At 73.7% G+C, this 13,268-nt stretch carries 11 protein-coding genes; 5 read left to right on the forward strand and 6 right to left on the reverse strand.

From position 1 onward, the window contains the following. Nucleotides 1-46: 46 nt before the first annotated feature. Nucleotides 47-2,545 (forward strand): molybdopterin oxidoreductase family protein, encoded by a 2,499-nt coding sequence (locus OG861_RS28305; RefSeq protein WP_329192776.1) that lies wholly within the window; start codon nucleotides 47-49, stop codon nucleotides 2,543-2,545. Then, the gene (locus OG861_RS28310; protein WP_329192773.1) at nucleotides 2,542-3,036 is read left to right on the forward strand and encodes a hypothetical protein; all 495 of its coding nucleotides are present in this window, start codon (nucleotides 2,542-2,544) and stop codon (nucleotides 3,034-3,036) included. The genes OG861_RS28305 and OG861_RS28310 overlap by 4 nt, the downstream gene beginning before the upstream one ends. Before the next feature lie 26 nt (nucleotides 3,037-3,062). On the opposite strand, the gene OG861_RS28315 is transcribed toward OG861_RS28310, so the two are convergent. Next, a complete protein-coding gene (locus OG861_RS28315; protein ID WP_329192771.1) occupies nucleotides 3,063-3,620 on the reverse strand; it encodes a hypothetical protein in 558 nt (185 codons plus the stop codon). 167 nt (nucleotides 3,621-3,787) lie between these two features. Further along, a complete protein-coding gene (locus tag OG861_RS28320; RefSeq protein ID WP_329192769.1) occupies nucleotides 3,788-4,000 on the reverse strand; it encodes a hypothetical protein in 213 nt (70 codons plus the stop codon). Between the two features lie 186 nt (nucleotides 4,001-4,186). On the opposite strand from OG861_RS28320, the gene OG861_RS28325 reads away from it, so the two are divergent. Next, on the forward strand, nucleotides 4,187-4,831 hold the full coding sequence (locus tag OG861_RS28325; protein ID WP_329192767.1) for a flavodoxin family protein: 645 nt from the start codon (nucleotides 4,187-4,189) through the stop codon (nucleotides 4,829-4,831). 125 nt (nucleotides 4,832-4,956) lie between these two features. Here the strand turns inward: OG861_RS28325 and OG861_RS28330 are convergent, their stop codons facing one another. From OG861_RS28330 to OG861_RS28340, 3 genes are all read right to left on the reverse strand, one after another. Then, nucleotides 4,957-5,334 (reverse strand): hypothetical protein, encoded by a 378-nt coding sequence (locus tag OG861_RS28330; protein WP_329192765.1) that lies wholly within the window; start codon nucleotides 5,332-5,334, stop codon nucleotides 4,957-4,959. A 46-nt stretch (nucleotides 5,335-5,380) separates the two neighbouring features. Then, on the reverse strand, nucleotides 5,381-6,277 hold the full coding sequence (locus tag OG861_RS28335) for a C40 family peptidase (RefSeq protein ID WP_329192764.1): 897 nt from the start codon (nucleotides 6,275-6,277) through the stop codon (nucleotides 5,381-5,383). 305 nt (nucleotides 6,278-6,582) lie between these two features. Then, entirely contained in the window at nucleotides 6,583-10,347 is a 3,765-nt protein-coding gene (locus OG861_RS28340) for an nSTAND1 domain-containing NTPase (RefSeq protein WP_330261897.1), read from the reverse strand. 156 nt (nucleotides 10,348-10,503) lie between these two features. Here OG861_RS28340 and OG861_RS28345 point away from each other — a divergent pair, with 156 nt between their 5' ends. Beyond that, a complete protein-coding gene (locus OG861_RS28345; protein WP_443056744.1) occupies nucleotides 10,504-11,748 on the forward strand; it encodes a serine hydrolase domain-containing protein in 1,245 nt (414 codons plus the stop codon). 158 nt (nucleotides 11,749-11,906) lie between these two features. Then, nucleotides 11,907-12,647 (forward strand): VOC family protein, encoded by a 741-nt coding sequence (locus OG861_RS28350; RefSeq protein WP_329192759.1) that lies wholly within the window; start codon nucleotides 11,907-11,909, stop codon nucleotides 12,645-12,647. Between the two features lie 41 nt (nucleotides 12,648-12,688). On the opposite strand, the gene OG861_RS28355 is transcribed toward OG861_RS28350, so the two are convergent. Continuing rightward, complete coding sequence (locus tag OG861_RS28355) at nucleotides 12,689-13,174, reverse strand: VOC family protein (protein ID WP_329192758.1); 486 nt, start codon at nucleotides 13,172-13,174, stop codon at nucleotides 12,689-12,691. Nucleotides 13,175-13,268: the final 94 nt, after the last annotated feature.

Here is a 13,268-nt window from a genome sequence, read left to right on the forward strand (position 1 = left end):
GGGCAGGCGTCGGTGGGAACGTACCGGAGACCGGTGGAGGTGCGTCATGGAAGCGTCGGTGGACCGCATCGCGGACCCTTGGGGCGGCCGTACGCCCTATGCGCGGGGAGCGGCCTGGCCCGTGCGGACCGACACGCACCTCGCACCCGGGACCACCACCGACGAGGTCGACCGCTGGGTCCAGACGGCGTCCCTGCTGCACTCCAACGGCGACGCCATGGACATCGCCGTCCGCGACGGGCGGATCGTGGGCGTCCGCGGGCGCGCCGCGGACCGGGTGAATCGTGGCCGGCTCGGCCCGAAGGACCTCTTCGGCTGGCAGGCCAACGCCTCCCCGGACCGCCTGACGAGCCCTCTCCTCCGCGACGGCCGCCGACTGGTGCCCTGCGACTGGGACACCGCGATGGGGCGCATCGCGGCCCGCTCGAAAGAACTCCTGGACAAGCGCGGCCCGGGCTCCATCGGCTTCTACACCAGCGGCCAGCTGTTCCTGGAGGAGTACTACACCCTCGCCGTGCTGGCCCGGGCCGGCATCGGCACCAACCACCTCGACGGCAACACCCGGCTGTGCACCGCCACCGCGGGGGAAGCCCTGAAGGAGTCCTTCGGCTGTGACGGCCAGCCCGGCTCGTTCACGGACGTCGACCACGCCGACACCCTCGCGCTCTTCGGCCACAACATGGCCGAGACGCAGCCCGTGCTGTGGATGCGCGTGCTGGACCGGCTCGACGGGGCCGACCCGCCCCGTCTGATCTGCGTCGACCCCCGCCCCACGCGCGTGGCCCGCAGGGCGGACGTCCACCTCGCGCCGCGGCCCGGGACGAACGTCGCCCTGCTCAACGCCCTGTTGCACGAGATCATCCGTACCGACCGCGTGGACGGGGAGTTCATCGGGGCGCACACCGTCGGCTTCGAGGAACTCCGCCGGCGCGTCGCCTCCTGCACCCCCGAGTGGGCCTCCGCGATCTGTGACGTGCCCGCGGCGGCGATCAGCGAGGCAGCCGGACTCCTCGGCTCCGCGGAGCGGCTGCTGTCCACCGTCCTCCAGGGGGTCTACCAGTCCCACCAGGCCACGGCCGCCGCCGTACAGGTCAACAACCTGCACCTGATCCGCGGCATGCTCGGCCGGCCCGGCGCGGGAGTGCTCCAGATGAACGGGCAGCCCACGGCGCAGAACACCCGCGAATGCGGGGCGGACGGCGACCTGCCGGGGTTCAGGAACTGGCAGAACGACCGGCACGTCGCGGACCTGGCCCGGGTGTGGAACGTGGAACCGTCGGCCATCCCGCACTACGCGCCGCCCACGCACGCCATGCAGATCTTCCGCTACGCCGAGCAGGGGTCGCTCCGCATGCTCTGGATCAGCGGCACCAACCCGGCGGTATCGCTGCCGGAACTCGGCCGGATCCGCTCGGTCCTCGCCCAGGACCGGCTGTTCACCGTCGTACAGGACCTGTTCCTCACGGAGACCGCGCAACTGGCCGACGTCGTCCTGCCCGCCGCGACCTGGGGGGAGAAGACCGGCACCTTCACCAACGCGGACCGCACGGTCCACCTCAGCGAGAAGGCCGTCGACCCTCCCGGGGACGCCCGCCCCGACCTGGCGATTTTCCTCGACTACGCGCGCCGCATGGACTTCCGTGACAAGGACGGCGGCCCGCTGATCACCTGGGACGGGCCACAGGAGGCGTTCGAGGCGTGGAAGCGGTGCAGTGCCGGACGGCCCTGTGACTACACCGGCATCACCTACGACAAGCTGCGCGGCGGCAGCGGCATCCAGTGGCCGTGCGACGAGACCCGTCCCGAAGGGACCGAGCGCCTCTACACCGACGGCATCAGCTGGGCCCACCCTGACGTCTGCGAGAGCTACGGCAAGGACCTCGTCACCGGTGCCTCCGTGGAGGTGGTGGAGTACCGCTCCCTGAACCCGGACGGCAAGGCCGTCATCAAGGCCGCCGAGTACCGGCCCGCCCACGAGGAACCCTCGCAGGAGTACCCGCTCCAGCTCACCACGGGCCGGACCCTCTACCACTTCCACACCCGCACCAAGACCGGCCGCGTCCCGCAGCTGAACGCGGCGGCTCCCGAAGTGTGGGTGGAACTGTCCGCCGCGGACGCGAGCGCCCGAGGCCTCGCGGAGGGCGACCTGGTGGACGTCACCACACCCCGCGGCTCCCTGCGCGGCACGCTGCGCATCACCGGGATCCGCGAGGGCCTGCTCTTCGTCCCGTTCCACTACGGCTACTGGGACACCGCCGAGGGCTACGGGCCGTCCGGGGAAGGACCTGGCCGGGCGGCGAACGAGACCACCGTCACCGACTGGGACCCCGCGTCCAAACAGCCCCTGTTCAAGACCGCCGCGGCCCGCCTCACCCTGGTCAGGCGGGGCGACGGAGTCCCGGCGCCCGCTCCCACCACCACCGCGTCCGCCCCGGCCCGCCCCGACGGGATCCGTCCCACCGAGGGCGGCCCCGACGCCCGGGCCACCCAGAGCACGGACGTCCCCCGGGGCGACTCCACCCCCGACGAGGCGGCCCGGCCATGAACGGCATCACCCTCACCCTGCGCGCGCTGCACCACGGTGAACGGCACCTGGAGGACGAGCTGCGGGCGGCAGCCGAACGCCACCGCACCGAACACGAGGTCCACCACGTCGCCCTCGACCTCGCCGGGTGGTCCCACGAGCACGCCGCCCGTCTGGCCGAGGCGGGCCGGCACTACGCGCTGGACCTCGACGGGCCGCCCGGACACCGCGACCCCGGCGGAGCGCTCACCGCGCTGCGGGAGAAGGCGTCGCAGGCCCTCGGCAGGCGCCCCGAGCCCGGCCTGCTCCTGCTGCACGACCTCAAGGACCTCTACCTGGCCGCCGCCGAGAACTCGCTGCACTGGGAGATGCTCGCGCAGACGGCGCAGGCCACCCGGGAGCCCCGGCTCCTGGAGCTCGCCTCCTCCTGCCACCCCCGCACGCTCCGGCAGGTCCGCTGGGCCAACACGACGATCAAGAACCTGTCGCCGCAGATCCTGGGCGCTCTGTGACGCGGGGCGCGCGGTGGCACGCGGCGTCACTCGCCCTCGTCGGCCCTGCGTACCCGCTCGTCGTCGGCCTTCGGCTGCGCGCCGGTCCCGGTCCGGGAAGGATCGCCGGGCGCGCGGCCGTGGTCGTCCGCCGTGCCCCCCTCGTGCTGGAGCAGGGGGCGGTGCGGTGCCTGCGGGGCGCGCGCCTCTTCCTGCCGCCCCGCCCCGTCCGGCGCAGGGTCCTCGGGCCGCAGGGAACGCAGCCTGCGCGCCGTCGCCTGCGGGTCGGGGATGCTGAGCGCGATCCGGCGGAACTCGGCGCCAGCGGCCAGCTCCAGGCGGAGCACCGGGCCGCGGGCGCGTACCGAGACGAAGTCCTCGCCCCCTCCGCCTTCCGGTGAACGCCTGATCCCCACACAGTGCCCGGGGTGCCAGCTGCCCCTGCCCGCCGTCCCTCGCAGTACGCGCCACCAGCTGGTTTCCACGGCGACCTCGCGCACCGCCGCGACGGGGACGCGGATGTGGTGCCGACGACGCACGGCAAGCCGCTCGCGCATGGACAGCCGGACGACGATTTCCGCCCCTTCCACCGACAGCCGGGCCATGTGGTGCCTCCTTGCGCCTCGTGCACGCGGTCCTGGCCGATGCGCCTACCCGCGAGGAGCGGCCGCATGGCCCGGCTGCCCGGCCCCTTCGCCCGCGAGCCGCCCGGCACGGCGGACTCCGGCCGGTGGTCAGCCACCGGCCGGAGTCCTGTGCGAGCGGCCGCGGGTCAGCGACGCTCGTCGCGGGGCATGTCCATGTCGTCGTCGCCCAGCATGTCGTCGTCGACGGCGCGGTCGTGCGACACCTCACCCGGCTTGCGCTGACGGCCACCGGCCGGCCGCATGGATCCGGCGTCCTGGCCGGGACGCTGCTGCCGCTGGTGCTCCTGCTCCTCGCGGCCCTTGCCCGGCTGCTGGTTCTTGTCCCGCATACCGCCCATGACGGTTCACGCTCCTTGCTCTCGTCGGGAGGGCCTCTTTGGCCTCCGCACCACCGACGCTGCCACGGTCCGCTACCCAGCGCACCTTTTCCGTGACCGAGCGTGTGGTTCAGGGGTGTCTTCCGACGGTGCGGGCAGCGCCCAGCGGCCCGGTAGAGAACGCCGCGGGAGGGCACCCGCGTCCGTATGGACACGACACAGAACCGCCAGACCGCCTCCCCGACGACCCCGCTGCGCGCCGTGGCGCTGGTGTGCAGCCTCACTCCCTCACCGGAGCGCTCCAGCTCCCAGTTGCTGGCCGAGCAGACGATGGAGGCCCTCGGTGAACACGGTGTGAGCGGCACGGTGATCCGGGTCGTGGACCACGACGTCAAACCGGGAGTGGGGACGGACATGGGCGACGGGGACGCCTGGCCCGAGATCCGCCGGACCGTCCTCGCCAGCGACATCCTCGTCATCTCCACACCGATCTGGGTCGGCCACCCCTCCAGCGTCGCCCAGCGGGTCCTGGAACGGCTGGACGCGGAACTGTCCGAGACCGACGACGAGGGCCGCCTGCTCACCTACGGCAAGGTCGCGGCCGTGTGCGTCGTCGGCAACGAGGACGGTGCCCACAAGGTCAGTGCCGATCTCTTCCAGGGCCTGAACGACGTCGGTTTCAGCCTGGCGCCCGGCGCCGTCACCTACTGGGTCGGCGAGGCGATGCAGGGCACCGACTACCAGGACCTGGACAAGACGCCCGAGGAGACCGCGGGCACCACCGCGACCCTCGCCGCGAACACCGCACACCTGGCCCGCTGCCTCAAGGCGGCCGCGTACCCGCCGAGCTGACGCGGCGCCGGTCCGCCGACCGCCCGCGCAGAACGAACGGTGGGGCCCGCTCCCGGCCGGGAGCGGGCCCCACGCGCTGATCGGCTCAGCAGTCGTGCTCGGCAGTCCTGCTCAGAAGGCGCGGCTCAGCACTGGCGCAGGCCGTAGGCAGGGTCGTTGGGCGTGTTGACGTCGACGGCCGGGACGTTGCCCCACGCGCCGTTGTCCAGCTGCGTCCAGTACCAGACGTTGTTGCCGCCCGGGTGCGGGTCGCCGGGGCCCCAGCACACGAACCAGCTGTAGGTGGTGTTGAGCGTGCCGCGCGTCGCCGAACGGTACGAGCGGTCCGCGTAGCCCTTCGCGCCGGCCCTGTTCCCGCAGTAGAGCCTGCCGTCCGAGTGGACGCCGCAGTCGGCGGCCGGCTTGGCCGGGGCGGCGGTCGCCGAGGGCAGTGAGGTGACGGTGAGCCCGGCCGTCAGGGCGGCCGCGCCGGCCAGCAGGGCGAACTTCTTGGGTGCGTTCACGGTGTACTCCTCGGATCCTTGTGTGTGCGGTGTGGGTGAAGGTGTGTCAGGGGCAGGTGGGGACGCCGTCCAGCCAGGCGGCACCCCGGACGTAGATGTTGGTGATCCAGGCGTTGTAGTCGGGCAGGTAGGACCAGGCGTCGTTGTGGTAGCCCTCGGCGTCCACGGGCTGGGCGTGCTTCTGGCAGCTGATCCGCACCTGCGTCGGGCCGTCGAACTTGTGGACCCGCCCGCTGGTCGTGGACGGCTCGCTGTGCGTCCACACGTCGGTGCCCCACGTGGAGAAGGTGCCGCCCTGCCCCGGGTCGGCAGCGATGCGCACGGCGCCGTTGTAGTCGCCGCCGAGCCGGACGTCGCTCACCATCACGTGGGTGCCGGACTGCCGGGCCTCGACCATCTTTCCCGCGCCGAGGTAGACGGCGATGTGGTGGATGGAGTTGTCGCCGCCCCAGGCCAGCAGGTCACCCGGCAGCAGTGGACCGGTGCCCTGGGACGCGCCGAAACGCGCCGTGACCCGGGACGAGTGGTACTGGGCGTTGGAGGTGCCGGCCAAGATGTCCTGACCGGTGGCCTGGGCGTAGGCGTACCGCACGAGCCCCGAGCAGTCGAACCCGCGCCGCTCCGGGTCGTGCTGACTCGCCGGATCGGTGGGGTCCACCTGCCCGTAGGTGGGGCCCGGCTGCGCCCCGTGGCCGCCTCCCCACGTGTACCAGACGCCGATCTGCGAGCAGGCGGCCCGGACCGCGGCCTGTGCGGCAGCGGCCGCGCCGGGCGCGAGGACGTCACAGCTGCCTTCGGCGGCCGCCGCGCCCGCCGAAGGTGCCCCCTCGGCCCTCCACGCCGGTGCGGCGCCCGCTTGTTGGGCCGTGGCCCCGACCGCGCAGAGCGCCAGGAGACCGACCGCCGCGACGGACCGCCTCGCTTTGTGCAGGATGGTGCGCATACCTGGTTTCCCCGTTCTCCCCGTTGTCCTGCGGACGACGTCGTGTTCCCGACGACGGCCTCGTGGCCGGTGGGCCTCGTGACCCACCACGTGGTCTTCCGTGACGTGCCTCGTGGTCGCCGGCTTCCGCGCCGACGGCCGCAAAGCCCGCACGGCCGGCCGGTGACGGCGGTTGCCACGGAACTCGGCCACCGGCTGCGGTGGTTCGAGACTGGGCCGCGGCGGGCGCCGCTGTCGAGACGCCACGCGTCGCCCTTGCCGGTGGGAAACGGGAAACCCCCGGGGAAACGGGCCCCTCCCGCAGTTCAGCCGGCGTCGGCCGGACACACGCTCCGATAGGGGACGTCGGGCAGTAGCCCGGCCCAGCGCTCGGGCCCGGTGTCCCCCAGGAGGCGGCAGAGCCCGGCAACGCGCTGCGCGATGCCGGTGTTCCACAGCCGCACGGTCCCGTCGTTGCTGCTGCTCGCCAGCGTTCCCGGCCGCGCCGGGTCGAAGGTGACGCCCCACACGGCTCCCGTATGGCCGTTGAGCGTGGCGGTCTGCTCGGCGCGCCGCGGGTCCCAGAGCTTCACGCTCTGGTCACTGCCGCTGCTGGCCAGCACCTTGCCGTCGGGGCTGAACGCCACCGCCCGCACCGACCCGCTGTGTCCGGCGAGGGTGGCGGCCGTGGTGAGCCGGGCGGTGTCCCACAGCCGGACCGTTCCGTCGTTGCCGCCGCTGGCGAGGATGCGCCCGTCGGGGGAGAACGCGACGCCGCGCACCGAGCCGGTGTGGCCGCGCAGTACGGCCCGCGGCGCGTGCCCGGCGGTCCGTACATCCGTCACGTCCCACAGTCGTACCGTCAGATCATCGCTACCGGAAGCCAGCGTGCGCCCGTCCGGGCTGAACGCCACGGCGTTGACGAAGTCCTGGTGGGCGTCGAGGGTCGCCTCCCGCCGGCCCGTGCCCACGTCCCACAGGGCCACGGTGTGGTCCGCGCCGGCCGAGGCGAGCGTCCTGCCGTCCGGGGAGAACGCCACCGCGAAGACCGAGCCGCCGTGGCCGGTCAACACCGCGGCCGGTTTCCCGTCCGCCACCTTCCAGGTCCTGACCGTACGGTCGGCCCCCGCGGCGGCGACCAGGTGCCCGTCCGGCGAGAACGCGACGGAGAACACCGACCCCCCGCAGCCGGTCAGGGTGGTCAGCAGCCGGCGCCGGCCCGGCTCCCACACCCGTACGGTGTGGTCCGCCTGCGCCGACGCCAGCAGTCGGCCGTCCGGGGAGAACGCCGACTGCCACGCCTCGGTGAACGGCCGGGTGGCCAGAGCGGCCCGGCCGGGGTCCCACAGCACCACGGACTGGTCGAACCCGCCGGTGGCGAGCTGCTGCCCGGGCCCGGCGGCGACGGCGAGCACGTAGTCGGTGTGACCCGAGAGCGTGGCGATCACCTTGCGGGTGACGGGATCCCACGACTTGACCGTGCCGTCACCGCTGGCGCTGACCACGCTGTCGCCCGTACGGCTGAACGCGACCGCGTTCACGTCGTCGCCGTGGCCGGTGAGCACCGCCCCCTCCGCGCCCCCCGGCATGCCCCACAACCGCACGGTCCGGTCCGCGCCACCGGAGGCCAGGGTCCTGCCGTCCGGGGAGAAGGCGATCCCGAGCACCTGATCGGTGTGACCGGAGAGCACCACCACCCGTCCGAGGTCCGCCGCGTCCCACAGCCGCACGTTGCGGTCGGCCCCGGCGGAGGCGATGAGGGAGCCGTCCGGGCTGAACGCCACGGCCATCACCGCGTCCTCGTGCCCGGTCAGCACCGTCCGCGCGGCGCCGTCCGGTACGTCCCACAGCCGCACGGTGTGGTCGGTGCCGCCGGAGGCCAGGGTGCGCCCGTCCGGGCTGAACGCCACCGCACGCACACCGCCACGGTGCCCCGTCAGGGTGGCGGTCAGCCGCCGGGCCCCCACGTCCCACAGGCGCACCGTCCCGTCCGCCCCCGCCGTCGCCAGCCGGCTCCCGTCGGGCGCGAAGGCCACCGATGCCACCGCCCCGGTGTGCCCGGTGAACGTGCCGACGAGCCGGCGCCCGTCCGCGTCCCACAGCCGTACCGAGGAATCCGAGCTCGCCGAGGCCAGCACCTTGCCGTCCGGGCTGTACGCCACCGAGTTGACCGCTCCCGCGTGCCCGCGCAGCCGGCCGGCGAAGTACTGCGACTGGCTGCTCAGCAGCGCCCCCCGGGCCTCCGCGGTGGGCGCCGTGCGGTAGGCGGCCGCCGCGAGCAGCATGGAGGCCTCGGGCTGCCCCGCCGCCAGCGACCGCGACCGTACCGCCATCGCCTGCGACTGCGCCGTACGCCCCTGGTCCAGCGCCTGCGAACGCTGCTGGAAGGCCAGCGCCCCGGCGGCCAGCGCGACCGCCAGCAAACCGGCCAAAGTGACGACCAGGGCCCGGCGGATCCTGCTCTGGCGCCGCACCGCCCGGCTCCGCCGCTCCTCCTCGGCCTCGCACGCCGCGATGAACTCCCGCTCCTCGGGCCCCAGCTGGGACGGGTCCTGCCGCTCGACCCACTCCCGCACCCCGGCCAGCCGCGACCCCCGGAACAGCAGGCTGGGATCACGTCCGCCCCGCACCCACTCGGCCCCGGCGTCGGAGACCCGCTGGCGCACCACGAGGGCGGCCCGGTCGGACTCGATCCACTCGCGCAGGCGCGGCCACGCCCGCAGCAGAGCCTCGTGGGTGATCTCCACCGACGCCCCGTCGGCGGTCACCAGCCGGGCCTCGATGAACGCGTCCAGGACCCGGCCGCCCGCCCCGGGATCCGCCACCTGCCGCAGCAGCCGGTCCCGTTCGACCGGCCTGCGGGTCTGGGCACCCTCACCGTCCGCGATGTGCACGAGCCTGATCAGCAGGTGGCGCGCGATGCGCCGCTCCGCGGGCTCCAGCCGGGCGAACACCGACTCGGCGGTGCGTGCGACCGCTCCGTGGATCCCGCCGGTCATCTCGTAGCCGGCCACGGTCAGGGTCCTGCCGCTGCGCTGCTGCCAGGTGCCGAGCAGGGCGTGGGCCAGGAGCGGGAGGGAACCGGCGTGGGCTGCCGAGCGGTCCCCGAGATCGCGCAGCAGCAGCTCGACCAGGCCCACCTCCAGGGTCAGCCCGGCCCGTGCGGCGGGCTCGGAGATGGCCCGGCGCAACTGGCCTTCGGACATCGGGCCGAGGGCGAACAGGCCGTGCGTGAACACCTCCACCAGCTCCGGATGGCCGAGGCAGTGCCCGCAGAAGTCGGCCCGCAGCCCGATGACCACGGCGGTGGTGGCGCAGGCGGCCAGCGAGTGCAGCACGCGCACGAAGGCCCCGCGCTCCCGGTCGTCCTCGCACAGCGTGAACACCTCCTCGAACTGGTCGACGAGGAGTACGAGCCCGGGCCGGCCGAGGGAACCGGCCACCGCGTGCGGCAGCCGGTCCGGACGGTCCGCCAGTTCCTCCGGCGTGATCCCCGCCGCAGCCGCCCCCAGCACGTCCGCCGCGCAGCGCAGCAGCTCCTTGAGGGGGTGGGCCCCCGGCGCGCACACCACCACCGGCCAGTCCTGCGACCCCGCGACCGGCAGCGCCCCCCGGCGCAGCGCGGGCAGCAGCCCGGCGCGCAGCAGCGAGGACTTCCCGGCGCCCGACGGGGCCACCACCGCCACGGCCCCGTGCCCGATCCGCTCGGCGAGCCGGCCGGTCAGCTCGGCGGTGGCGCTGTCACGGCCGAAGAACCACTCCGCGTCCTGGGGCCCGTAGGAGGTCAGGCCCCGGTACGGGCAGACCGCGCCGGAACCCGCGGGGCCGGGCCCGTCGTCCCCGGCGCGGGCCTGGGGGACGGCCGGTACCGGCGGGACCAGGCGCAGCAGTTCACCGCCCGCGTCGAGAACCTCGTCGCACCGCCGGGCGACATCGGGGGTGGGCGGCTTCCGCCCGTTCTCGATCTTGCTGAGGTAGCCCTTGCTGTAGTGGATCGAGCGGGCGAGGTCCGAGAGCGACACGTTGCGCCGCCGGCGCAGGCGTCGTAGCTCGGCCGCGAATCCATCGAGGGTCTCGTCGTCCGTCGGCACGGGGCCTACCTTCCCTCGCGGACGGAACGTACGCCTGAGGGGGAACGAGTTCGCCCGCACCGGTACTGACGGCCCCTTACGGGGCCCGTGCGTGCGTAGGCTGCCACCGCCACTTGGCCCCCGCGAACCGAGTTGAGGAGCAACGTGTCCCTGACCATGGACCGTCGCCTGGCCGTCAGCGCAGCCCTGATCGCGGTGGTGACCGGGCTCGCGCCCGCCGCCACCGCGTACGCCGCACCCACCGCGCCCACGGTGCGCAGCGGCCCGCCCGCGCCCGATCTGGACGCCCTGACCCGGGCGTTGCGCAACACGACCGGTGCCGGAGCACCCGGCGCCATGGCGCGCCTCACCGGCCCGACGGGGGTACGGACCAGGGCCGTCGGGGTCAAGGACCGGACCACCGGCGCCGCCATGGACCCCAACTCCCGCTTCCGGATCGGCAGCGTCACCAAGACGTTCTCCAGTGTGGTGCTGCTGCAGCTGGTCGACGAGGGCAGGATCGGCCTGGACCAGCCCGTCAACCACTACCTGCCGGGCCTGCTGCCCGACGACCGGATCACGGTGCGTCACCTGCTCACCCACCGCAGCGGGCTCGCCGACTACACCAACGCGATGTTCGCCCGGACCGTTCCCGGCTTCGAGGCGGTCCGCAACAAGGTGTTCGGTTACCGCGAACTGGTGAACCTCTCCCTGCGCGAGCCGCGGACCTCGCAGCCCGGCGCGGCGTACTCGTACTCCAACACCAACTTCGTCGTCCTCGGCATGCTCATCGAGAAGGCCACCGGGAACCCGGTCGCCGAGGAGTACGAGCGGCGCATCATCAAGCCGCTGAAACTCAGGAACACCTCCTACGTGCACCCCCGCACCGAGATCAAGGGCCCGCACGCGCACGGCTACCTCTACCCCGACGAAGCCGGGGCCGGGCCGGTCGACTCCACCGAGCAGACCGTCTCCTGGGCCCAGTCCGCCGGGGCGATGATCTCGAACGCGGCCGACCTGAACACCTTCGTCTCCGCACTGCTGGGCGGCAGGCTGCTGCCGGCACGCACCCTCGACGCCATGCTCACGATGACGCCCACCGACGCGACGCACACCCGTTTCTACGGTCTGGGCCTGCGCCGCTACGACCTGTCCTGCGGCACCTCGGTCTACGGCCACACGGGCACGGTCCAGGGCTTCTACACCTACGCCTTCGCCACCCGCGACGGCCGGCGCACCCTCGCCGCCATGGCGAACACCTCCAACCGGGGCGAAGCCAACACGGCGCTCGGCGGCACCCTCGAAGCGGCGTTCTGCGGCAAACAACCGCCCGCGACCGCCACGGGCGCCCCCCGCCGCGGCTTCGCCGCCCTCCCCGCCGACGAGGACCTGCCCGAGCGGGGCCAGGCCCGGGCGCGTTGATCAAGCCCCCGGCCGTGCGGCGCGTCATGACGGCGGCGGTGCGGCCGGGACGGTACCTCTTGAGGGGGGCCGCCGCCGTGGCGCCCCGGCATCGGGCTGAGGGACGGAGCGCGGCTGTGCAGGATTCGACGGGTGATGCCCTGGGCGCTCCGTGCTGGGTGAGTCTGGCGACGCGGGACCTGGAGGCCGCCCAGCGCTTCTACGGCGCGGTACTCGGCTGGTCGTTCCGGCCGGGTGGGCTGGGTGAGGGCCTGGCCGTCGCCGAGGTGGAAGGCGCCCCGGTCGCCGGGATCGGGGCCCTGGCCGGGGAACTCGAAGTGCCCGCCGCCTGGACGCCCTACTTCGCCGTCGAGAGCGCCGACGAGACCGTCGCCCGGATCCGGGAGCGCGGCGGAACGGTCGGCGTGGGGCCCGTCTCCTTCGACACCGGCGGCCGCGGCGCCCTGGCCACCGACCGCGACGGCGCCGTCTTCGGGATCTGGGAGGGCATCGTCTTCTCCGGCTGGCGCGTGGGCTCCGGCCACGCCCCGGCGTGGCTGGAACTGCTCACCCTCAACGCCTTCGACGCGGCCCTCTTCTACGGCGAGGTGCTGCAGTGGACCAAGGGGCCCGTGGAGATCTCCTACGAGGACGACCAGGTCGTCCTGCGCCACCTCGGCGAGCCCGTCGCCCGGCTCAACAGCGGCCCGGTGGAGACCGCCGCGCTCCAGCCGCAGGTCCGGCCGCGGTGGCGGGTCCACTTCCGCGTCCCCGCACTGGAACCGGCCCTGGAGGCGGCCGCGGCGCTCGGCGGCCGGATCATGTCGGACATCGAGGAGAACGCCACCGAGCGCTGGGTCGCCCTGCGTGACCCCGACGGAGCCCTGTTCACCGTCACGGCGTCCCTGACGGACGAGTAGGCCCTCCGGGCGGACGGGACCCGGCCGCCGTCCCGGTCCGGTCACCCGGCGGCGGCCAGGCGACGCCGGAGCTCCTCCTGTGAGACGTCATCCACGTGGGTCAGGAACACCCAGATGTGACCGGACGGGTCCCTGAGGATGACGGTGCGGTCACCGTGGAACATGTCCTTCGGCGGCTGGAGGATCTCGGCGCCGGCGGCTTCCGCGCGCACGGCCAGCTCGTCGACATCGGGCACGAAGACGTGCAGGGTGACGGACGTGCCTCCGCCGAGCGCGGCCGGTGCGGCGAAGGACGCGGCCTCCGCCTCGTCCACGCCGGCGTCACCCAGCATCAGGACCGAGCGTCCGATGGTGATCTCGGCGTGCAGGACCCCGCCGCCCGGAGCGTCGAGCCTGAAGTCCTCGCGGGCGCCGAACGCCCGCCGGTAGAAGTCGATCGCCGCGGCGGCGTCGTCGACCATGATGTGGGGGATCACGGCGTAGCGGTAGCGGTCGGGTACCTCGATGTCGGCTGTGCGCTCGCTCACGGCGAACCTCCGTGCAAATGCGCCGCCGGTCGGTTCCTGCGGCTCTGGGAGGAACGTAGGAGCTCAAGTCCGGTTGAGGTCAAGCGTCGATACC

Source organism: Streptomyces sp. NBC_00539 (assembly GCF_036346105.1).
In the GTDB taxonomy this organism is placed as follows: domain Bacteria; phylum Actinomycetota; class Actinomycetes; order Streptomycetales; family Streptomycetaceae; genus Streptomyces.

Coding starts and splice junctions, on each gene's coding strand:
- OG861_RS28305 (WP_329192776.1), top strand. CDS start 47: ATGGAAGCGTCGGTGGACCGCATCGCGGACCCTTGGGGCGGCCGTACG.
- OG861_RS28310 (WP_329192773.1), top strand. CDS start 2,542: ATGAACGGCATCACCCTCACCCTGCGCGCGCTGCACCACGGTGAACGG.
- OG861_RS28315 (WP_329192771.1), bottom strand. CDS start 3,620: ATGGCCCGGCTGTCGGTGGAAGGGGCGGAAATCGTCGTCCGGCTGTCC.
- OG861_RS28320 (WP_329192769.1), bottom strand. CDS start 4,000: ATGGGCGGTATGCGGGACAAGAACCAGCAGCCGGGCAAGGGCCGCGAG.
- OG861_RS28325 (WP_329192767.1), top strand. CDS start 4,187: ATGGACACGACACAGAACCGCCAGACCGCCTCCCCGACGACCCCGCTG.
- OG861_RS28335 (WP_329192764.1), bottom strand. CDS start 6,277: ATGCGCACCATCCTGCACAAAGCGAGGCGGTCCGTCGCGGCGGTCGGT.
- OG861_RS28345 (WP_443056744.1), top strand. CDS start 10,504: ATGGACCGTCGCCTGGCCGTCAGCGCAGCCCTGATCGCGGTGGTGACC.